The 19,978-nt window shown below is 71.7% G+C and carries 16 protein-coding genes; 4 read left to right on the forward strand and 12 right to left on the reverse strand.

Translation table 11 applies throughout. The features are described 5' to 3' along the window. Positions 1-22 precede the first annotated feature (22 nt). Positions 23-1,111, forward strand: coding sequence for a rhamnose ABC transporter substrate-binding protein (rhaS, locus tag OG927_RS11250; RefSeq protein ID WP_330320087.1), 1,089 nt, complete (start codon positions 23-25; stop codon positions 1,109-1,111). 20 nt (positions 1,112-1,131) lie between these two features. Further along, the gene (locus tag OG927_RS11255; RefSeq protein WP_056785748.1) at positions 1,132-1,446 is read left to right on the forward strand and encodes an L-rhamnose mutarotase; all 315 of its coding nucleotides are present in this window, start codon (positions 1,132-1,134) and stop codon (positions 1,444-1,446) included. A gap of 147 nt (positions 1,447-1,593) precedes the next feature. Here OG927_RS11255 and OG927_RS11260 read toward each other — a convergent pair whose 3' ends face one another. The 10 genes from OG927_RS11260 to iolC form a co-directional block, all read right to left on the reverse strand. After that, positions 1,594-2,037 carry an anthrone oxygenase family protein gene (locus OG927_RS11260; protein ID WP_056785751.1) on the reverse strand — a complete coding sequence of 148 codons (444 nt, stop codon included), beginning with the start codon at positions 2,035-2,037 and terminating at the stop codon, positions 1,594-1,596. A gap of 217 nt (positions 2,038-2,254) precedes the next feature. Then, the gene (locus OG927_RS11265; protein WP_330321312.1) at positions 2,255-3,847 is read right to left on the reverse strand and encodes a vWA domain-containing protein; all 1,593 of its coding nucleotides are present in this window, start codon (positions 3,845-3,847) and stop codon (positions 2,255-2,257) included. Positions 3,848-3,973: 126 nt separating this feature from the next. Beyond that, positions 3,974-4,858, reverse strand: a complete 885-nt coding sequence (locus OG927_RS11270) for an ABC transporter permease (protein ID WP_124282291.1) — start codon at positions 4,856-4,858, stop codon at positions 3,974-3,976. Then, a complete protein-coding gene (locus OG927_RS11275; RefSeq protein WP_330320088.1) occupies positions 4,855-7,509 on the reverse strand; it encodes an alpha/beta fold hydrolase in 2,655 nt (884 codons plus the stop codon). Before OG927_RS11275 ends, OG927_RS11270 begins: the two co-directional genes overlap by 4 nt. Positions 7,510-7,689: 180 nt before the next feature. Next, positions 7,690-8,379 (reverse strand): DUF4291 domain-containing protein, encoded by a 690-nt coding sequence (locus OG927_RS11280; RefSeq protein ID WP_330320089.1) that lies wholly within the window; start codon positions 8,377-8,379, stop codon positions 7,690-7,692. A gap of 123 nt (positions 8,380-8,502) precedes the next feature. Next, positions 8,503-10,002, reverse strand: a complete 1,500-nt coding sequence (locus OG927_RS11285) for a CoA-acylating methylmalonate-semialdehyde dehydrogenase (protein WP_056785765.1) — start codon at positions 10,000-10,002, stop codon at positions 8,503-8,505. Between the two features lie 13 nt (positions 10,003-10,015). Beyond that, positions 10,016-11,920 (reverse strand): 3D-(3,5/4)-trihydroxycyclohexane-1,2-dione acylhydrolase (decyclizing), encoded by a 1,905-nt coding sequence (gene iolD / locus OG927_RS11290; protein ID WP_319102211.1) that lies wholly within the window; start codon positions 11,918-11,920, stop codon positions 10,016-10,018. A gap of 53 nt (positions 11,921-11,973) precedes the next feature. Then, positions 11,974-12,858 (reverse strand): 5-deoxy-glucuronate isomerase, encoded by an 885-nt coding sequence (iolB, locus tag OG927_RS11295; RefSeq protein WP_124282287.1) that lies wholly within the window; start codon positions 12,856-12,858, stop codon positions 11,974-11,976. Between the two features lie 37 nt (positions 12,859-12,895). After that, a complete protein-coding gene (locus OG927_RS11300) occupies positions 12,896-13,786 on the reverse strand; it encodes a Cgl0159 family (beta/alpha)8-fold protein (RefSeq protein WP_330320090.1) in 891 nt (296 codons plus the stop codon). After that, complete coding sequence (gene iolC, locus OG927_RS11305) at positions 13,783-15,078, reverse strand: 5-dehydro-2-deoxygluconokinase (protein WP_330320091.1); 1,296 nt, start codon at positions 15,076-15,078, stop codon at positions 13,783-13,785. The genes OG927_RS11300 and iolC overlap by 4 nt, the downstream gene beginning before the upstream one ends. A 116-nt stretch (positions 15,079-15,194) precedes the next feature. On the opposite strand from iolC, the gene OG927_RS11310 reads away from it, so the two are divergent. Together OG927_RS11310 and OG927_RS11315 are read left to right on the forward strand one after the other, a co-directional pair. Next, complete coding sequence (locus tag OG927_RS11310) at positions 15,195-16,121, forward strand: sugar phosphate isomerase/epimerase family protein (protein ID WP_056785784.1); 927 nt, start codon at positions 15,195-15,197, stop codon at positions 16,119-16,121. 198 nt (positions 16,122-16,319) lie between these two features. Beyond that, positions 16,320-16,541 (forward strand): helix-turn-helix transcriptional regulator, encoded by a 222-nt coding sequence (locus OG927_RS11315; protein ID WP_330320092.1) that lies wholly within the window; start codon positions 16,320-16,322, stop codon positions 16,539-16,541. Here the strand turns inward: OG927_RS11315 and OG927_RS11320 are convergent. Together OG927_RS11320 and OG927_RS11325 are read right to left on the reverse strand one after the other, a co-directional pair. Beyond that, positions 16,516-17,568: a zinc-dependent alcohol dehydrogenase family protein gene (locus OG927_RS11320; RefSeq protein ID WP_330320093.1), complete on the reverse strand. Its 1,053-nt coding sequence runs from the start codon at positions 17,566-17,568 to the stop codon at positions 16,516-16,518. The two genes, OG927_RS11315 and OG927_RS11320, sit on opposite strands and share 26 nt — an antisense overlap. 40 nt (positions 17,569-17,608) lie before the next feature. Then, a complete protein-coding gene (locus OG927_RS11325) occupies positions 17,609-19,858 on the reverse strand; it encodes an MMPL family transporter (protein WP_330320094.1) in 2,250 nt (749 codons plus the stop codon). Positions 19,859-19,978: the final 120 nt, after the last annotated feature.

The following is a 19,978-nucleotide window of genomic DNA, read 5'->3' on the forward strand; positions in this document are numbered from 1 at the left end:
CTCCGAAAGGCACCACGCCGCCATGATGCTCCGCAATGCCGCTGGGCGCCGCGCCGTCGCGACCGCAGCCACCGCCGTCTCCCTCGCACTCGCCCTGACCGCCTGTTCCGGCACCACGAAGGACAGCAAGGACACGGGCGGCGGCGAGAAGGCCGCCGGCTCCGCGACGGCCGACCCGAACGCGCCGTTGAAGAAGGGCCTGAAGATCGCCTTCCTGCCCAAGCAGATCAACAACCCGTACGAGAAGATCGTCGACGAGGCGGGCATCGCCGCGGCGAAGGAGTACGGCGGCACGGGCAAGGAGGTCGGCCCGTCCGACGCCAACGCCTCCTCGCAGGTCAGCTACATCAACACGCTGATCCAGCAGCGTCAGGACGCCATCCTGGTCGCGGCGAACGACCCGAACGCGGTGTGCGGCCCGCTCAAGCAGGCGATGAAGAAGGACATCAAGGTCGTCGCGTACGACTCCGACACGGCGAAGGACTGCCGGCAGCTCTTCATCAACCAGGCCAGCTCCGAGGAGATCGGCCGGAGCCTGGTCCAGCACCTCGGCGAGCAGATCGGCTACAAGGGCAAGGTCGCGATCCTGTCGGCCACGCAGAACGCGACGAACCAGAACACCTGGATCGAGTTCATGAAGGAGGAGCTGAAGCTCCCCGAGTACAAGGGCATGGAGCTGGTCAAGGTCGCGTACGGCGACGACGCGGACCAGAAGTCCTTCCAGCAGACGCAGGGCCTCATGCAGGCCTACCCCGACCTCAAGGGCATCATCTCGCCCACCACGGTCGGCATGGCCGCGGCGGCCCGCTACCTGAGCGACTCCTCGTACAAGGGCAAGGTCGTGCTCAACGGGCTCGGTACGCCGAACCAGATGCGCAAGTACGTCAAGGACGGCACCGTCGAGCAGTTCTCGCTGTGGAACCCGGAGGAGCTCGGCTACCTCGGTTCGTACGCGGCCGCCGCGCTGGCGTCGGGGCAGATCACGGGTGCCGAGGGCGAGAAGTTCAAGGCGGGCAAGCTCGGCGAGTACACGATCGGCAAGGACGGTGAGGTCATCCTCGGCGAGCCGACGGTCTTCGACGCCAAGAACATTGACCAGTTCAACTTCTGAGCCCGGGAGCCGGCGTCACCATGCAGCGTGTCTGCTTTCTGCTGAAGGTCCGTGAGGACCGCAAGGACGAGTACCGCGAGCGGCATGCCGCCGTATGGCCGGAGATGCTGGCCGCCCTGTCCGGGGCAGGGTGGCACAACTACTCGCTCTTCCTGCGCGAGGACGGGCTGCTCGTCGGCTATCTGGAGACGGAGGACTTCGACGCGGCCCGTGAGGCGATGGCCGCGACCGAGGTGAACGACCGCTGGCAGCGGGAGATGGCGGAGTTCTTCGAGCAACCGGAGGCGCCGGACGAGGCGATGGTCCCGCTGACCGAGGTCTTCCACCTCGCCTAGTGCGGGTCGTGCCGGGCGCACGGGCTGCGGCTCCCGCTCCGGCCTGATCCGAACGACGGTCTCCGTGCATGCTTGAAGGGCCGCGCCCCCGTTGCGGGGGCCCGGCCCTTCACATGTCCGCGCCGGTCCGCGGGTGGGCGGAACCGGTCAGAGAGCGGCGACGGTCAGCAGGACGAAGGCGGCCAGGGAGAGCACGGTGCGGATCCGGTGGAGGTTGTTCCAGCGGGTTTCGAACGCGGTACGGGCGGCGCTGTCGTCGCCGCCCTCCGCTGCGGCGAGGGCGTTGTTCAGCGGAATGTTCCCCGCGACCGTGAGGACGTGGCCGGCGACGGCGCACAGGAGCGCGCCGAGGATCGCCGGCCGGTCGGACGCCTCCATGACGAGTGCGGCGGCGGGGAACCCGATCACCCCGGCGAAGAGGACGAGGAACGCCGGTCCGGGCACCTTCTCGTTGAAGCGGCGCATCGCGGAGGCGAACTGCTCGTCCGGCAGGGCCGCGAGGCCGGGCATGATCGCGATCATGAACGTCAGCATGAAGCCCGCGTAGAGGCCGGAGGTGAGCACGGCGGCCGGCAGGAGCGCAGAGGACATGGGGCACATGATGGCGCGGGGCCACCCCACTCGCACAGTGCTTTACGCACGGCCTCCGCGCAGCGCATCCCCTCCGGGCCCGCGCCTTCCGCACACCGGGTCCGCGCGGCTCGTGCGTCACGCCGGGCCCGTGCGTCACGCCGGGCCCGTGCGTCACGCCGGGCCCGTGCGTCACGCCGGGCCCGTGCGTCACGCCGTGCGGGCCCCCGGGCGGCGGTCAGCCGATCTCGCCCTCGCTCCCGCCGCCCGGCGGCTCGTCCCCGTCGCCGCCCTTGATCCGGTCGGCCTGCTCGATCGCCGTAGCGAGCTTCTCCACCGAGCTGTCCTCGGTGGTGGCGGCCAGCTTGCGTGCGTGCCGGGAGAGTTCGCCGAGCGCCGGGGTGCCCGGCAGGTCGCCGCCGCGCAGGATGTCCGCGAAGTAGGCGGCCACCGCCGTCACCTGCAGCCGGGAGTTCTTGCCGCCCCAGAGCTTTCCGTCGACCGCCCCGCTCTCCACGGACCCGGTCTCCTCGTGCGCCTTGCGGGTCTTGGGGTCCAGCCAGCGCACCGTGGCCGTCGCGACGCGCCCGGAGGCGCCGTCGCGGAGGCGCACGGCGTAGAGGGCGGTCACCGTGTGGCCGGGGCCGACCTCGCCGCCGTCGACGCCGTCGTCTCGGAAGTCCTCGTCGGCGACCTTGCGGTTCTCGTAGCCGATGAGCCTGAACTGCTTGACCGTTTCGCGGTCGAAGGCCACCTGGGCCTTGGCGTCACGGGCTCGCAGCTCGACATGGGCGGGCAGCTGGTCGACGAAGACCTTCCTGGCCTGGGTCTCGTCGCCGATGTAGGTGGTGTTGCCGTCCCCCTTGTTGGTGAGGCGCTCCATCAGTGCGTCGCCGTAGTCGCTGCCGACCCCGACGCCGAAGAGGGTGATGCCGTATTCCTCGCGTGCGTCGCCGATCCGTTCCAGGATCGCGTCGGCGTCGGTCTCCCCGGTGTTGGCGAGCGCGTCGGAGAGCAGGACGACGCGGTTGTTGGCCCCTTTGCGGTGGCCCTCGACCGCTTCGTCGTAGCCCCGCTCCACACCGGCTGCCACATTCGTGGAGTCCGCGGGCTCCAGCTCGTCGACGGCGTCCCGGATCTCGGTGCGGTTGCCCCCGAGCCGGGTCATCCTCAGCCGGGTCTCGGCCTCCCCGCTGAACGTGACGAGGGAGACGGAGTCGTCGTCGCGCAGTTCGTCGGTGAGGATGCCCAGCGACTTCTTCGCGAGGTCGAGGCGGCCGGGCTCCCCCATCGATCCCGAGATGTCGACGACGAACGTGAGCGCGGCGGGCGGGCGTTCACCGGTGTCATCGGCGGTCCCGGTGGCCAGACCGACCCGTACGAGCGACCAGTCCCCCGCCCCGGCCCTCGTGCCGTCGACGGTCACCGAGAAGCCGTTGCCCTCCGGCCTCTCGTAGCCCTGCCGGAAGCTGTTGACGAACTCCTCGGGCCGTACGGTCTCCGGTGCGGGAAGCCGCCCGTCGCCGAGCAGCCGGCGGGCGTATCCGTAGCTCGCGGTGTCCACGTCCAGGGCGAAGGTCGACAGGTAGTCGGGCGGCGCGGCCTCACGGTCGTCGCCGTTGTCCTTCCGCTGCGCGCCGTCCTCCTGCTGTTCCGGTGCCGCGGACGGCGGCCCGCTCGGCGCGGGCTGCCCGCCGCGCGGTCCTCCGCTGCTGGAGCGATCGGCCTTCGACTCGTCGCTCGTACCTCCCGCACCGCAGCCGGTGACCAGCATGCCGCCCGCGAGCAGCAGGACCAGTGCACTTCGATGCGTCCTTGTCCGGCGTTCCATCCGTACCCCCCACGTCGTCGACATCTGTGAATGTGACGTACGGGGCGCCCGCCAGGACGGGACGAACGTGTTGCGGATCCGTCTCGATGCTGCAACAGCGCCCGGGAACGGGCCGGAACATCAAGGTCAGGACACGATGTCCTTTCGGCTGAAGCCGCGGAAGGCGAAGGCGAACAGAATCAGGGCATACGTCACCGAGACGGCTGCGCCCTTCACCATCCCGCCCCATTCGAGCTCGGGCTGGAGCGCGTCCGCCCAGGCGAACTGCCAGTGCGCGGGCAGGAACTCCCGCCAGCTGCCGAGGGCCGTCACCGCGTCCAGGACGTTGCCGACGATGGTCAGTCCGACCGCGCCGCCGACCGCGCCCAGGGGTGCGTCGGTCCTGGTCGACAACCAGAACGCCAGCCCCGCCGTGACGAGTTGCGAGACGAAGATGAACGCGACGACGAGCGCGAGGCGCGGCACCGTGTCCCCGGTGGCGAGTGCGCCGCCGGTGGGCAGCTTGAGCGGCCCCCAGCCGTACGCGGCGGTTCCCGCGGCCAGTGCGACCACCGGCAGCAGCACCATCGCGGCCAGGCTGAAGCCCAGAGCGACGACGAGCTTGCTCCACAGCAGCCGGGCGCGGGGCACGGGCGCCGCCAGCAGGTAGCGCAGCGAGGACCAGCCGGCCTCGGAGGCGACGGTGTCCCCGCAGAACAGGGCGACCGGGACCACCAGCAGGAAGCCGGCGGAGACGAAAAGGCAGGTCGCGGCGAAGTTCGCCGCGGACTCCGTCGCGACGTCCATCAGGTTGATCCGGGAGCCGCCCCCGCCGCCCTCTTCGCCGCCCGGAGTGCCGCCGATGGCGAAGGCGATGATCAGGATGAACGGCAGGGCGGCCAGCACCCCGCCCATCAGCAGGGTGCGGCGTCGGCGCAGCTGCCGCATCGCTTCGACGCGCAGGGGCAGGGTGCGGCGCGCGTGGTAGCCGGGGGCTTCGGCGGGGCCCCGGACGTCGGTGGCGGAGCTCATGCGGATCCTCCGGAGATGAGGGTGAGGAAGGCGTCCTCCAGGCGGCGGTGCGGCCCGACACCCGTCACCGGCACGTCGAGACGGACCAGGTCGACGACCAGCTGGGACGCGGTGGCGCCGTCGAGGCGGACCAGCAGCCCGTGGCCGTCGTCCACGCGGACGGCGGAGCCGATGCCGGGCAGCGCCGCCACCTTGTCCACGAGGGGTTCGGAGAGCTCGGCCGCGGTGGTGACCAGCAGCATGTCGCCCGACCCGGTGATCTCGGCGACCGGGCCCGCCTGGACGAGCCGGCCGCGGTCCATGACGACGAGGTGGGTGCAGGACTGCTCGACCTCGGAGAGGAGGTGGCTGGAGACGATCACGGTCCGGCCGCCGGCCGCGTAGCGGATCATCACGTCCCGCATCTCGCGGATCTGGGGCGGGTCCAGGCCGTTGGTCGGTTCGTCGAGGATGAGCAGGTCCGGCATGCCGAGCATGGCCTGGGCGATGGCGAGCCGCTGCCGCATGCCCTGCGAGTAGGTCCGCACGGCGCGGGCCAGGGCGTCGCCGAGTCCGGCGATCTCCAGGGCCTCGTCCATGTGGGAGTCCTCGGCGGGCCGTCCGGTGGCCTGCCAGTACAGCTCCAGGTTGGCGCGGCCCGACAGGTGCGGCAGGAAGCCCGCCCCTTCGACGAAGGAGCCGACCCGGGACAGCACGGGGGCGCCGGGCCGGATGGCGTGCCCGAAGACCCGGATCTCACCGGCGTCCGGCGTGATGAGGCCCATCAGCATGCGCAGCGTGGTGGTCTTGCCGGCGCCGTTCGGTCCGAGGAGGCCGAGGACCTGCCCCTTCTCGACCCGGAAGCCGAGGTCGCGCACCGCGTACCGGTCGGCGGACTTGCTGTACTTCTTGGACAGGTCCGTGATCTGCAGCGGTACGCCGTCGAGTGCCGGGTCGGGTGCGGGGGTAGCGGTGCGCCGGCGTGCGGTGAGCAGGAGCAGCGCGGCGATGACCACTGCGGCGGCCGGCAGCCCCCAGGTCCACCACGGAAGCGTGGCAGCCGCGGCCTTCACGCCGGGTGCGGTGGGGACGGTCAGCGGCCCGTCGAGGGAGACGGTGTACGTCGACGGCTCGGAGGGGGAGGCGTAGCCGAGGTCGGTCGTGGAGAGGACGAGGCGGAGACGGTGCCCGGAGTCGACCTCGTGGTCGATGGCGGGCAGGGTCAGCTCGACCGGCTTGCCCTGCTGGGCGGGTGCGATCCGGTACGGGGTGACGAGCTGGGAGGGCAGTACCTGCTGCGTGCCGTCCGGGGAGACGTCGTACACCTTGCCGAACAGGACCGCGTCGCCCTGGCTCGCCTTGACGTTCACACGGACGGTGGGCGATCCGGTCACGTGCAGGGTGGTGTTCAGCGGGGCGGAGTCGAAGCGCGCGTACTGCCCGGGGAAGTCGAGGGAGAGGCCGACGCCGAAGGAGGACAGCTGAGAGAGTCCGCCGCCGATGCCGGGCACGGCCGAGATGGAGGGCGGGCTCGCCCCGGCCGGGTTGCTGAAGGTCTGTGTGCGGCTGCTCAGCCGGACCTTCTCGCCGCCGCCGGTCAGTCCCGGGTACGTGTCGCCGCTCGCGCCGCGCTTGAGGGCGGCGCCGTCGGTGGAGTCGATGCCTCCGGTCCGGGTGACGCGGAAGGCGGGCCCGGTGTCGGCGCCCTTGTCGTCCTTCAGGTAGCGGTCGAACCAGTCGCCGATCCGGCCTTGGACCCGGTCGCCCTCGTCGTCCCCGCCGTCGTGTCCGCCGGCGATCCAGTCGACGGACACGGGTGCGCCGTTGCCACTGATGGCCTTGGCCATGGCGTCGGCCTGGCCGAGCGGGAAGAGGGAGTCGCTCTGTCCCTGCACGATGAGCGCGGGGACGTCGATGCGGTCGGCCACGGCGACGGGGGAACGTTCCGTCAGCAGCTCACGCGCGGCCGTGTCCGGCTTCCCGCTGACCGCGACCCGCTCGTACATCTCGCACAGCTGCTTCTCGAACTTGGCGCAGCCACCGCCGGAGGTGACGAAGATCCCGGCCCAGAGCTTCTTGAACACTCCGTCGGGGAACAGCGCGTCGGCGAGGTTCCAGTAGCTGATCACCGGGGCGATCGCGTCGACCCGCTCGTCGTATCCGGCGGCGAGGAGCGACACGGCGCCGCCGTACGAGGCGCCCGTGACGCCGACCCGCGGGTCGCCCTTCGCGTCGAGCTCGACCTCGGGCCTCTCCGCCAGCCAGTCGATGAGCCCCGAGACATCCTTGACCTCGGCGTCGGGGGCGTTGAGGCTGATGTCCCCACTCGACTTCCCGAAGCCGCGGGCGGACCAGGTCATGACGGCGTACCCGTCGGCGGCGAGCTTCTCGGCCTGGGCGCGCACATCGCTCTTGCTGCCGCCGAAGCCGTGCCCGATGAGCACGGCGGGCCTGCGCTGCGAGCCCCCGGCCGTGAAGTACGAGGTGTCGACGGACACCCCGTCCAGCCGCATGATCCGGTCCTCACGGTGGACGGTCGGCGCGCTGTCGTCCGCGACGGCGGTCCATGTGCCGGCGGCCACCAGCACGGCGAGCGCGGCGACGACCGCGGCCCAACGGCCGCGGGTACGGGGCAGCAGCCGGTGCCGCCACCGGGAAGTCGGTTTTTCCATGACTCGACCCTAAACGGAGTGTGTCCTACCCCGGGATGCCGCAAGGGTGACCTCGGTCGCCTCCTTGAGAGGTACAGGCGGCACTCCTCGTACTCCGTACGCGGTACACCGCGGTCACGAAGGTCACGTATGCGGACATCCGCACCGCCGCCACAGCCACCGCTGCCGAACTCCGCGCGGCTATCGCTCGGCGGGGGTGGCGGACAACGGTGTGTTCGCGGTGCCGGCCGGGAGGTCCGGCGGCCCGTCCTGCGCTCGGGCGGGTACGGCGGGCCGGGGGGCGCCGCTCTCCGGGCGCTCGGCGTACGGCTGTTCCGTCGGGAGCAGCGCGGCAGCCCTCTCGTCCTGTCCGGCCCGCACCAGCGCGTGGATCTCGCGGGCCAGCGGTGTGACGTCGCGGATGGAGACCGTCCACTCGTCGGCGTACCGGCGCGACGCCTCGCCGGAGAGGCCCAGTTGCAGGGAGCGGTACGGGAGCGGGTTGAGGTGGAGGTCGCGTTCGGGGTCCCACTGGATGCGGGCGGGAGCGCGGCGCAGATTGCGCTGCCAGGTGGCGCGATCGGGGTGAACGCCCCTCACGTAGTGGGAGAGTTCGGCGTTCGCCACGCTGTGGTCGAAGCCCTCGCGGGTGATCTCGACGGCCAGGACGGTCTCCTGGCCCTCCTTCGTCGCCCAGCCGCAGCGGTACATCATCCACAGGAAGCTGGGCTTGATCCAGGTCATGCGGTCGCGTTTCCACACGGCGGGGAAGCGCCCGTCACGGGCCGCGGGGAGCCCGATGGCCGGCCGATAGGCCTGGTAGACGGTGACCGTGGTGGCGGTGTGCAGGGCCCGGATCTGGTACCGGGGCGGGTGACTCGTCTCGCTCATAACCCCCAGAATGCGCCGCCCCGATGCGGTCCGGGGACTCGCCGGGAAGCTACGGACAGATCGCGGCCCCAATTGCCGGATATGAGCGTCCGTAGCTTCCCAACGACGGGACAACGACGGGAGTCAGTGGTTGCGGGGGAAGCCGAGGTCCACGCCGGACGGGGCGTCGGACGGGTCGGGCCAGCGGGTGGTGACGACCTTGCCGCGGGTGTAGAAGTGCACGCCGTCGTTGCCGTAGATGTGGTGGTCGCCGAACAGGGAGTCCTTCCAGCCGCCGAAGGAGTGGTACCCCACCGGCACCGGGATCGGGACGTTCACGCCGACCATGCCTGCTTCGATCTCCAGCTGGAAGCGGCGGGCCGCGCCACCGTCACGGGTGAAGATCGCGGTGCCGTTGCCGAACGGCGAGGCGTTCATGAGGGCGACGCCCTCCTCGTACGTGTCCACGCGCAGCACGCACAGGACGGGGCCGAAGATCTCGTCCCGGTAGGCGTCGGAGTCCGTGGAGACGTGGTCGAGCAGGGACAGGCCGATCCAGTGGCCGTCCTCGAAGCCCTCCACCGTGTGACCGGTGCCGTCGAGGACGACGTCGGCTCCCTGGGCGGCGGCGCCGGTGACGTAGGAGGCGACCTTGTCGCGGTGGGCGGCCGTGATCAGCGGGCCCATCTCGGACGCCGGGTCGGTGCCCGGGCCGATCTTGATCTTCTGGGCACGGTCCTTGATGCGGGCGACCAGGTCGTCGGCGACGGAACCGACGGCGACGACGGCGGAGATCGCCATGCAGCGCTCGCCGGCGGAGCCGTACGCGGCCGAGACGGCGGCGTCGGCCGCCGCGTCCAGGTCGGCGTCCGGGAGGACCAGCATGTGGTTCTTCGCACCGCCGAGCGCCTGGACGCGCTTGCCGTTCGCCGAGGCCGTGGCGTGGATGTACCGGGCGATCGGGGTCGAGCCCACGAAGGAGACGGCGGCGACGTCGGGGTGGGCCAGGAGGCCGTCCACGGCGACCTTGTCCCCGTGCAGGACGTTCAGCACGCCGTCGGGCAGGCCCGCCTCGGCGGCCAGTTCGGCCAGCAGGTTGGCGGCCGACGGGTCCTTCTCACTGGGCTTCAGGACGAACGTGTTTCCGCAGGCGATGGCCAGCGGGAACATCCACATCGGCACCATGGCGGGGAAGTTGAACGGGGTGATGCCCGCGACGACGCCGATCGACTGGCGGATCGAGGAGACGTCGACCCGGCTGGACACCTGGGTGGACAGCTCGCCCTTGAGCTGGGTCGTGATGCCACAGGCCAGCTCGACGATCTCCAGGCCGCGGGCGACCTCGCCGAGGGCGTCGGAGTGCACCTTGCCGTGCTCGGCGGTGATCAGCGCGGCGATCTCGTCGCGGTGGGCGTCCAGCAGGGCGCGGTAGCGGAAGAGGACGGCGGTGCGGGCGGAGAGCGAAGAGGTGCCCCACGCCTCGTACGCGCTCTTCGCGGCGGCGACCGCCGCGTCGACCTCCTCGGCCGAGGCGAGTGCGACCTGTGTGGTCACGGCGCCGGTCGCCGGGTCGGTGACCGGGCCGTAGTTGCCCGACGTGCCCTCGACGGTCTTGCCACCGATCCAGTGGTTGACGGTCTTCATGACGGGGACTCCTTCAGAGCTGGGGGCGTCGGGCGGCGGTCTGCCGGTCGTACTCCTCGCGTGCCGCGACCGCCGAAGGGCGGGTCGCGGTCTCGGCCACGGGAACATCCCACCACGCCTGTGCCGGAGGGGGCCCCGACACTGTGTCTGGCGTTCGGGTCTCGACATAGACACAAGTGGGACGGTCCGCTCCGCGCGCCTCGGCGAGTGCCCCGCGCAGGTCCCGTACCGACTCGGCACGCAGTACCCGCATGCCGAGCGAGGCCGCGTTGGCGGCGAGGTCGACGGGGAGCGGCGGGCCGGTGAAGCTCCCGTCTGCGGCGCGGTGCCGGTAGGCCGTGCCGAAGCGCTCGGCGCCGACCGACTCGGAGAGGCCGCCGATGGACGCGTACCCGTGGTTCTGCAGGATGACGAGCTTGATGGGCAGGCCCTCCTGCACGGCGGTGACGATCTCGGTGGGGTTCATCAGGTACGTACCGTCGCCGACGAGCGCCCAGACGGGACGGCCGGGTGCGGCGAGCTGGACTCCGAGAGCGGCCGGGATCTCGTATCCCATGCAGGAGTAGCCGTACTCGACGTGGTACTGCCGCGGGGAGCGGGCCCGCCACAGCTTGTGCAGGTCGCCGGGGAGGGAGCCCGCCGCGTTGATCAGGATGTCGTCCTCGGTGACCAGCTCGTCCAGCAGCCCGAGGACCTGGGCCTGGGTGGGGCGGGCGTCCGGGTCGGGGACGGCGAAGGCCGCGTCGACGCGCTGCTCCCAGCGGTCCTTGGCGTCGGTGTACGCGGTCTCGTAGGCGGGGTCGACGTGGTGACCGCGTGCGGTGAGGGCGGCGCCGAGCGCTTCGAGGGAGGTGCGGGCGTCCGCGACGAGGGGGAGGGCGGCGAGCTTGTGGGCGTCGAAGCCGGTGATGTTGAGGTTGAGGAAGCGGACCGCCGGGTCGGCGAAGAGGGTGCCGGACGCGGTCGTGAAGTCCGTGTAGCGGGTGCCGATCCCGATCACCAGGTCCGCCTCGCGGGCCAGGTCGTCGGCGGTCGCGGTGCCGGTGTGGCCGATGCCGCCCACGTCGGCGGGGTGGTCGTGGCGCAGCGAGCCCTTGCCGGCCTGGGTGGAGGCGACGGGGATACGGGTGTCGGCGGCGAAGGCGGCGAGCGTCTCCTCGGCGGCACTGTGGTGGACGCCGCCGCCCGCGACGATCAGGGGGCGGCGGGCGGCGCGGACGGCCCGGACGGCCTCTTCGAGTTCGTAGGGGTCCGGGGCGGGCCTGCGTACGTGCCAGACGCGCGCCGCGAAGAACTCCGCCGGCCAGTCGTACGCCTCGGCCTGCACGTCCTGCGGCAGCGCGAGCGTGACGGCGCCGGTCGCCTCCGGATCGGCGAGGGTCCGCATGGCCTGCAGGGCGGCGGGGATCAGCGCCTCGGGGCGGGTGATCCGGTCGAAGTACCGGGAGACGGGGCGCAGGCAGTCGTTGACCGACACATCGCCGGCGTGCGGCACTTCGAGCTGTTGGAGCACGGGATCGGCGGGGCGGGTCGCGAAGGTGTCGCCGGGCAGGAGCAGCACCGGGAGGTGGTTGACGGTGGCGAGGGCGGCACCGGTCACGAGGTTGGTGGCGCCGGGGCCGATGGAGGTGGTCACGGCGTGTGCGGAGAGCCGGCCCGACTGGCGGGCGTAGCCGACGGCGGCGTGCACCATGGCCTGTTCACTGCGGCCCTGGAGGTAGGGCATGGCGGGCCCGGACTCGACGAGTGCCTGGCCGATGCCCGCGACGTTGCCGTGGCCGAAGATGCCCCAGGTGGCGTTGATCAGCCGCCGGCGGCGGCCGTCGCGCTCGGTGTACTGGCGGGACAGGAAGGCGATCAGCGCCTGAGCGGTGGTGAGCCTGCGGGTGGTGCGCGTGGTGGCCGATCGTGTGGTCAACGGCTTCCCTCCGGGCCGGGGGTGCGTGGCGTGGTCACGGGCGGGCCTCCCGGTCACCGGCTTGCCTGCGGGCCGTGGAGCGGGAGGCGGGGGTCGACGGGCTGCGACGGCCAGGTGTCGCGGATCCACCGGTGGCCGGGGTGGTCACTGATCAGCCACTCGCGCTTCTCCCCCGGGCCCGCCATCACGTTGAGGTAGTACAGAGTGCGGTCGGGCGGGGCGATGGACGGGCCGTGCCAGCCGTCGGGGATGAGGACGGCGTCACCGGTGGCGACTTCGGCGAGGACGTCCGTGCCCCCCTCGCGGGACGGCGAGACCCGGTGGTAGCCGAGGCCGTCGCCCTCGACCTCGAAGTAGTAGATCTCCTCCAGCTCGCACTCGACGCCGGGCCGGTGCTCGTCGTGCTTGTGCGGAGGGTACGAGGACCAGTTGCCGCCCGGGGTGAGGACCTCGACGGCGATGAGGCGGTCGCACGCGAAGGTGTCGGCTGCCGCGAAGTTGTTGACCTGGCGCGAGCAGGTGCCCGCGCCGCGGAGCTCGACCGGTACCTCCGGCGCGGGGCCGTAGCGAGCGGGGAGTCGTCGCTCGCACTTCGCTCCTGCCAGGGCGAAGCGGCCTCCTGCGCCGGAGGCGATCTGTGCGCGGGCGTCGCGTGGCAGATAGACGAAATCTGTCACCGCGCCGAACACGCTGTCCCTGCCCAGCAGTTGGAAGGTCTCGTCTGCTGACTGCACCGTACAGGCACCGGACAACGGGAGAACGATCCATTCGCTCTCACCGGTTACCAAGGTATGAACACCACCGGGCTCGAGCTCCAGTACGCGCAGGCTCGACCGGTCCCAGCCGGCTCGCTCCGGGTCGATGTCGAGGGTGTAGGGGCCGCTCGCGGCACGGTCGGACCTGAGGTGGTACCGCTGGTGCTCGTCGGGTGTCGTCATGGCTGCATCCCTACCCGTCTCTCCCGCCCGCAGGTCCTCACAACAGTCCGACGGCCGTGTCGACCGCGCCCGCCACGTCCCCGTCCGGCGGGTGGAGCAGCGACCGTCCGACGACCAGCCCCCGGACGGTCGGCAGGCGCAGGGCGCCGCGCCACTTCTCGTACGCGCCGTCCAGGTCTCCCTTGACCTCGCCCCCGAGCAGGACGGCGGGGAGGGTCGAGGCACGCATCACCCGGGCCATGTCGTCGGGGTCCTCGGTGACGGGGACCTTGAGCCAGGTGTACGCGGAGGTGCCGCCCAGCCCCGAGGCCACGGCGATGGAGGTGGTGACGGCGGCGGCCCGCAGGTCGGTGCGGAGCCTGCCATCGGCGCGGTGGCAGAGGAACGGCTCGATGAAGACGGGCAACCGGTGGGCGGCCATCGCGTCGACGGTGCGGGCGGCGGTGTGGAGCGTGTCCAGGGAGCCGGGGTCCTCGTAGTCGATCCTCAGCAGCAGCTTGCCCGCGTCGAAGCCCTGCCGGGACAGATCGACGGGGCGGTGGCCGGTGAAGCGGTCGTCGAGCTCGTAGGCGGCTCCCGCGAGTCCGCCGCGGTTCATGGAGCCGATGACGACCTTGTCCTCCAGGGCTCCGAGGAGCAGGAGGTCCTCCAGGACGTCGGCTGCGGCGAGGACCCCGTCGACGCCGGGGCGGGAGAGGGCGAGACACAGCCGTTCCAGGAGGTCGAAGCGGTCGGCCAGGGCGAACTCGTCGTCGCCGACGGCCAGGGATCCGCGCGCCGGATGGTCCGCGGCGATGATCATCAGGCGTTCGGTGGGGCCGACGAGAGGCCGCCTGCGGCGCGCGGCCGCGGCCTCGGCGACGGCCTCGGGGTGATGCGCCCGGATGCGGACGAGATCGGCGAGGGAGGCGGCGGCGGGCGGGGTCATGGGGTGGCTCCGGGGGTTCCGGACGACCCGGGGGCTCTGGGGGCTTCTGCCGGTCCGGGCGGTGCGGGGGTTCCGGGCGGTGCGGGGGTTCCGGGCGGTGCGGGGGTTCCGGGCGGTGCGGGGGTGTTGTTCGGCCCGGCTGTTCCGGCGGCCTCTGACAGTCCGTGCGGTGCGGGGGCTCTGGAGGCTTCTGCCGGCGGTCCGGGGGCTTTCGGGGTTGCGGCGGTTTCCGCCGGCCCGGGGGCCTTCCTGGTTCCGGTCGCCTCGACCGCTCCGTCGGCGAGGGCCTGTTCGACCTCGTGCGGGTACGGCATCGCGGACGAACAGGCGAGGCGCGAGGCGACGATGGCCCCGGCCGCGTTCGCGTAGCGCATGATCCGCGCGGTCTCCCAGCCGGCGAGCAGCCCGTGGCAGAGGGCACCGCCGAACGCGTCCCCGGCGCCCAGTCCGTTGACGACCTCCACGGGAAGGGGCGGGATCTCCGCGGTGGTGCCGTCGCGGTGGACCGCGAGCACGCCGGCCGGGCCCTGTTTGACGACGGCGAGCTCGACCCCGGCGGCGAGCAGGGCGCGAGCGGCGGCGTACGGTTCGCGTTCGCCGGTGGCGATCTCGCATTCGTCCAGATTGCCGACGGCGACCGTGGCATGGGCGAGGGCCTCGCGGTAACGGGCGGTGGGGGGCGGCTCCCCGCTACCGCTGCCTTCGCCGCCTCCCGCGCCCGAACCTTGCGCGCCCCCGTCCCAGAACATGGGGCGCCAGTCCAGGTCGAAGACCGTGGCGCGCGGGCCCTGCGCCTCCCCCGGGGCCTGTGCCGCGCTACGGGCGCGGAGTGCGGCGAGCGTCGCGCTGCGGCTGGGCTCCGCACAGAGTCCGGTGCCGGTCATCCAGAAGACCCGCGCCGCCCGCACGGCGTCCAGGTCGAGCTCGTCCCTGTGGATCTCCAGGTCGGGTGCCTTCGGCTGCCGGTAGAAGTAGAGGGGGAAGTGGTCCGGCGGAAAGATCTCGCAGAAGGTGACCGGGGTCGGGTACCGGGCCACGGCCGTCACCCACCGGTCGTCCACCCCGAATCCGGCGAGCGCCTGATGGAGGTAGTCACCGAAGGCGTCCTGTCCGGTCCGGGTGATGACGGCGGTCCGCCGGCCCAGCCGGGCGGCGGCCACCGCCACGTTGGACGGCGAGCCGCCGAGGAACTTCCCGAAGGTCTCGACCTTGGCCAGCGGTACGCCGGTCTGCAGCGGGTAGATGTCCACCCCGATCCGCCCCATGGTGATCACGTCGTACGGCTCAGGCATGCGCATCCCTTCGGCTGACCCCAGGTCTAGTGCTCTGCCGGAACCCTGTCAACACTTTGTCCGGACATTCGGACGAACTCTTGACACTCCCCTCCGGGGGCTGGAGGGTGGGCGATATGACCTCCTCCGTACCCTCTCCGGCCCGCATCCGCATCGGCTCGGCACCCGACTCGTGGGGGGTCTGGTTTCCCGACGATCCGCGGCAGGTGCCCTGGGACCGGTTCCTCGACGAGGTCTCCGAGGCGGGCTACGAGTGGATCGAGCTCGGCCCGTACGGCTATCTGCCGACCGACGCCGCCCGGCTCAAGGACGAGACCGCGCGCCGCGGCCTCACCGTCTCCGCCGGCACCGTCTTCACGGGATTGCACCACGGTCCGGACGTCTGGGACCGGACCTGGGAGCATGTCGCCGGCATCGCGGCGCTCACCCGGGCCATGGGAGCCGAACACCTGGTGGTCATCCCGTCGTTCTGGCGGGACGACAAGACCGGTGAGGTGCTGGAGGACCGCACGCTCACGGCCACGCAGTGGCGCGAGCTGACCACCCAGACGGAACGGCTGGGCCACGAGGTGCGGGAGCGCTACGGGCTGCGGATCGTGGTGCACCCGCACGCGGACACACATGTCGACACCGAGGAGAACGTCAACCGCTTCCTCGACGCCACCGACCCCGAGCTGGTCTCGCTCTGTCTCGACACCGGCCACTACGCCTACTGCGGCGGGGACAGCGTGAAGCTCATCGAGACCTACGCGGAACGGATCGGCTATCTGCACCTCAAGCAGGTCGATCCCGAGATCCTCGCCGATGTCGTGGCGAACGAGGTGCCGTTCGGCCCGGCGGTGGCACGCGGGGTGATGTGCGAGCCGCCCGGCGGGGTCCCCGCGCTGGAGCCCGTACTGGAGGCCGCGCGCGCTCTGCACCGGGACCTGTTCGCCATCGTCGAGCAGGACATGTATCCCTGCCCGCCGGACAAGCCGCTGCCCATCGCCCGCCGCACCCGCGAGTTCCTCCGCGCCTGCGGTCCTGCCCGGTCCTCCACCTGACCCCCCTGACCCACCTGACTGCTCTGCCGACCCACCCGTCACAGCAGTCACCTCTCCGTCACGTATGTACGCGTTCCGCAGGGTTTGCGTCACAGGATCGCGACGGCCCCTGCCCTACCCGCAACCCCGTCGTTCAACGGGCAGAGATGGGCAGAGAACGCGGCGCGCAGAGTGCGGAGGTACGGAGAGGTGTCATTCATGACGGACAGAAGGCTCTGGTCGTACCAGGACATTGCCGCGCACATCCGGGTCCGGCCCGACACCGTCCGCTCGTACCGCAAACACGGGCTCCTTCCCCCTCCGGACGCCGTCCAGCACGGGAAGCCCTACTGGTACGCGGACACCGTCCACACGTGGATCGCGTCCCGGCCCAGCAACCGGGGCCGTGGAGAGCTCAGGTCCTCCTGGCCGGTTCGATGATCGTCACGCCCGCCCCGGGGGCGCCGCCCATGGCGGCGAGGGCCGCCGGGGCGGCGTCCAGGGTGATGGAAGACGTCACCAGCAGGTCGGGCCGCAGGGTGCCGGCCCGCACCATGTCCATCATCGGCGGGTAGTCGTGTGCGGCCATGCCGTGGCTGCCGAGGATCTCCAGCTCCAGGCCGATCACCCGCGCCATGGGCACGACCGGGTCACCGGCAGCCGGCGGCAGCAGCCCGACCTGGACGTGGCGGCCCTGCCTGCGCAGGCTCCGCACGGACGCGGCGCAGGTGACCGGGGAGCCCAGCGCGTCGAGCGACAGGTGCGCTCCGCCGCCGGTGAGCTCGCGTACTGCCTCGTCGGCACCGGCGGGATACGCGGAGGCGTCCACGCACACGGCGGCTCCGAACGCCCGGGCCAGCTCCAGGGCGTGCGGCGAGACGTCGACCGCGACGACCCTGGCGCCGGACGCCACCGCGATCATCACGGCCGACAACCCGACCCCGCCGCAGCCGTGCACGGCGACCCACTCCCCCGGTGCGACGCGCCCCTGGCCGACCACGGCCCGGAACGCCGTGGCGAACCGGCACCCGAGCCCGGCCGCCGTACCGAACGACAGCCCGTCGGGCACGGCGACCAGATTGACATCGGCCTCCTCCAGCGCCACGTACTCGGCGAACGATCCCCAGTGGGTGAAGCCGGGCTGGGTCTGCCGCTCGCAGACCTGTTGGGCGCCCGAGGCGCAGGCGGCGCACCGGCCGCAGGCACAGACGAAGGGCACGGTGACCCGGTCCCCGGGGCGCCAGTTGCGCACTGCGGATCCCACTGCCTCGACCACTCCCGCCAGTTCGTGGCCGGGCACGTGCGGGAGGACGATGTCCGGGTCGTGGCCCATCCAGCCGTGCCAGTCGCTCCGGCACAGCCCGGTCGCCCCTACCCGGACCACGACTCCTCCGGCGGAGGGTGAGGGGTCCGGGAGGTCCTGGACGTGGGCCTCCCGCCCGAACTCCTCGAACACCACTGCCCGCATCGGCCCCTCCTCCGTGGATCGGCTGTCGGATCCGGCGAATCTACGCCCCGGCCGTGATCTTGTCCCGCTCCTGAACTCGCTGCTCCGACATCTCCTCGGCGTCCCGGTCCTCGGGCGGGGCCGGCTCCCCCTCGCTCAGCCCGAACCGCTGGTGGAAGGCGCGCAGCGGCTTGGGTGCCCACCAGGTGACCCGGCCCATCAGCTTCATCACGGAGGGCACCAGCAGGCTGCGCACGACCATGGCGTCCATGAGCACGGCGAGCGCGATCCCCAGCCCCAGCATCTTCGTGTTGGTCACCCTGGAGGTGCCGATGGCGACCATCACCACCGCGAGGATCACGGCCGCGGCGGTGATCAGCCCGCCGGTGTGCCGCAGCCCGAAGGTCACCGAGTGCTCGTGGTCGCCGGTGCGGTCGTACTCCTCCTTGATCCGGGAGATCAGGAACACCCCGTAGTCCATGGAGAGGCCGAAGGCCACACAGAACATCAGGACGGGCAGGGTCGTCTCTATGTCGCCGGTGCTGGTGAAGGAGAGGAGCCCGGACAGGTGCCCGTCCTGGAATACCCAGACCACCGCTCCGAACATCGCGGTCAGGCTGAGGGCGTTGAGCACGACGGCCTGGACGGGGATCAGCACGCTGCCGGTCAGCAGGAAGACCAGCAGCAGGGTCACGACGACGATGATCCCCACCGCCCACGGCAGCCGGTCTGCTATCGCGTCCTTGGAGTCGACCAGGACCGCCGCCGCGCCGGTCACCGAGGTGTCGAACGGGGCCGGCTCGGCCCGGAGCTCCCGGACCAGCTGCTGGGCCTCCTGCCCTACGGCCTCGCCTTCGGACAGCACGTTGAAGTACGCGGACCCGTCACCGGTGACCGGGCCGTCGACCCGCTGCACGCCGGGAAGCGCGGAAATCCTGGCGCGGAAGTCGCTGTACTGGGCGGGCGTCGCCGCACCTTCGGCGAGCACTTCGAGGCCACCGCCCGGACTGCCGGGGAACGCGTCCCGGATGTGTTCCTGGACCACGCGGGACTCGGCGGTCGAGGGCAGCTGGCGGTCGTCCGCCGTGCCGAACTTCACCCCGAGGAAGGGCAGCCCCAGCAGGATCAGGCCGACCGTGGTGACGACGGCGAAGACCGGCGCCCTGCGCATCACGAGCACCGCGAACCGGGCCCATCCCCTGCCCGAGCCCTCGGCCGGCTCCCCGGCGGGCGCCTTCCGGTCCGTGCGGCGGCGCAGCAGCCGGCGCAGGTCCAGGGAGTTGACCCGCGGTCCGAGCAGCATCAGCGCGGCCGGCAGCAGGATCAGTGCGGCGGCGGCCGCCAGGAGCACCACGGCGATGCCCGCATAGGCGAACGAGCGGAGGAAGTACTGCGGGAAGACCATCATCGCCGCCAGGGACACGGCCACCGTCAGCGCGGAGAAGAGCACGGTGCGCCCCGCCGTGCGCAGGGTGGTGCCGATCGCCGCCCGGGTGTCCGCCCCGGAGGCCAGCTCCTCGCGGAATCTGCGCACGATGAACAGGGCGTAGTCGATGGCGAGCCCGAGGCCGAGTGCGGTGGTGAGGTTCTGGGCGAAGACCGACACGTCCGTGAGCTCGGTGATGCCGCGCAGCACCGCGTTGGTCCCGAGTATCGCGACGATGCCGACACCCAGGGGCAGCAGCGCGGCGATCGCACTGCCGAAGACCATGACCAGCAGCACCAGCGTCACCGGCAGGGCGATGAGCTCGGCCCGCAGCAGATCCTCCTGGATGATCGTCTGCATCTCGTGCCGCACGGCGACGGGTCCGCCGACGGAGACCTCGACGGGGCCGTGGACCCCCCGGTAGGCGGGCGCTATCCGGTCGAGGGTGTCCCCGGCCGTCTTCTCGTCGCCCTCGATCCGGGCGGCGACGATCGCTTCGTGTCCGTCCTCGGAACGCAGGGCGGGGGAGGTGGTCTGCCAGTACGAGCCGACGCCGGTGATCCCCCTCTCCCCGGCCAGCCGCTCCGTGAGGCGGGCGGCCTCGGCTGCCACGGCCGGATCGTCGACGGAGGCGCCGCCGCTGTCGACCAACAGCAGCAGATTGGGCTGTGAGGCGGGGAACTCACGCTCCAGCACCCGGGTCGTGTACGTCGACTCGGCGTCCGGGGCCTCCCATCCGCCGCTGCCCATCCGGTCGGCCACCCCGCTCCCCGCGAACACCGCGAGCGCCGTGATCACCAGAGCGGCCAGCAGGGACAGCCGTGGTCGTGCGGTGACGAGGCGGGTCCAGCCCCCGACGCGCTCCGGGCTGTTGACTTCGGACATGGTGCGGTGTCCCCTTCACCCAGACCCGGGCGGCGCAAGGCAGCATGGGTCAGTCGTTGCCACTTACACTGGCAAACACGAGACATCGCTCGCGTTTCTTCAGAATGCGAGTGACCACTC

The organism is Streptomyces clavifer (assembly GCF_036345975.1).
Lineage (GTDB): Bacteria > Actinomycetota > Actinomycetes > Streptomycetales > Streptomycetaceae > Streptomyces > Streptomyces clavifer.

Excerpts from the sequence above, each read along its gene's own strand:
- rhaS (WP_330320087.1), top strand. The coding sequence starts at position 23 with ATGATGCTCCGCAATGCCGCTGGGCGCCGCGCCGTCGCGACCGCAGCC.
- OG927_RS11255 (WP_056785748.1), top strand. The coding sequence starts at position 1,132 with ATGCAGCGTGTCTGCTTTCTGCTGAAGGTCCGTGAGGACCGCAAGGAC.
- OG927_RS11260 (WP_056785751.1), bottom strand. The coding sequence starts at position 2,037 with ATGTCCTCTGCGCTCCTGCCGGCCGCCGTGCTCACCTCCGGCCTCTAC.
- OG927_RS11265 (WP_330321312.1), bottom strand. The coding sequence starts at position 3,847 with ATGGAACGCCGGACAAGGACGCATCGAAGTGCACTGGTCCTGCTGCTC.
- OG927_RS11270 (WP_124282291.1), bottom strand. The coding sequence starts at position 4,858 with ATGAGCTCCGCCACCGACGTCCGGGGCCCCGCCGAAGCCCCCGGCTAC.
- OG927_RS11275 (WP_330320088.1), bottom strand. The coding sequence starts at position 7,509 with ATGGAAAAACCGACTTCCCGGTGGCGGCACCGGCTGCTGCCCCGTACC.
- OG927_RS11280 (WP_330320089.1), bottom strand. The coding sequence starts at position 8,379 with ATGAGCGAGACGAGTCACCCGCCCCGGTACCAGATCCGGGCCCTGCAC.
- OG927_RS11285 (WP_056785765.1), bottom strand. The coding sequence starts at position 10,002 with ATGAAGACCGTCAACCACTGGATCGGTGGCAAGACCGTCGAGGGCACG.
- iolB (WP_124282287.1), bottom strand. The coding sequence starts at position 12,858 with ATGACGACACCCGACGAGCACCAGCGGTACCACCTCAGGTCCGACCGT.
- OG927_RS11300 (WP_330320090.1), bottom strand. The coding sequence starts at position 13,786 with ATGACCCCGCCCGCCGCCGCCTCCCTCGCCGATCTCGTCCGCATCCGG.
- iolC (WP_330320091.1), bottom strand. The coding sequence starts at position 15,078 with ATGCCTGAGCCGTACGACGTGATCACCATGGGGCGGATCGGGGTGGAC.
- OG927_RS11310 (WP_056785784.1), top strand. The coding sequence starts at position 15,195 with ATGACCTCCTCCGTACCCTCTCCGGCCCGCATCCGCATCGGCTCGGCA.
- OG927_RS11315 (WP_330320092.1), top strand. The coding sequence starts at position 16,320 with ATGACGGACAGAAGGCTCTGGTCGTACCAGGACATTGCCGCGCACATC.
- OG927_RS11320 (WP_330320093.1), bottom strand. The coding sequence starts at position 17,568 with ATGCGGGCAGTGGTGTTCGAGGAGTTCGGGCGGGAGGCCCACGTCCAG.
- OG927_RS11325 (WP_330320094.1), bottom strand. The coding sequence starts at position 19,858 with ATGTCCGAAGTCAACAGCCCGGAGCGCGTCGGGGGCTGGACCCGCCTC.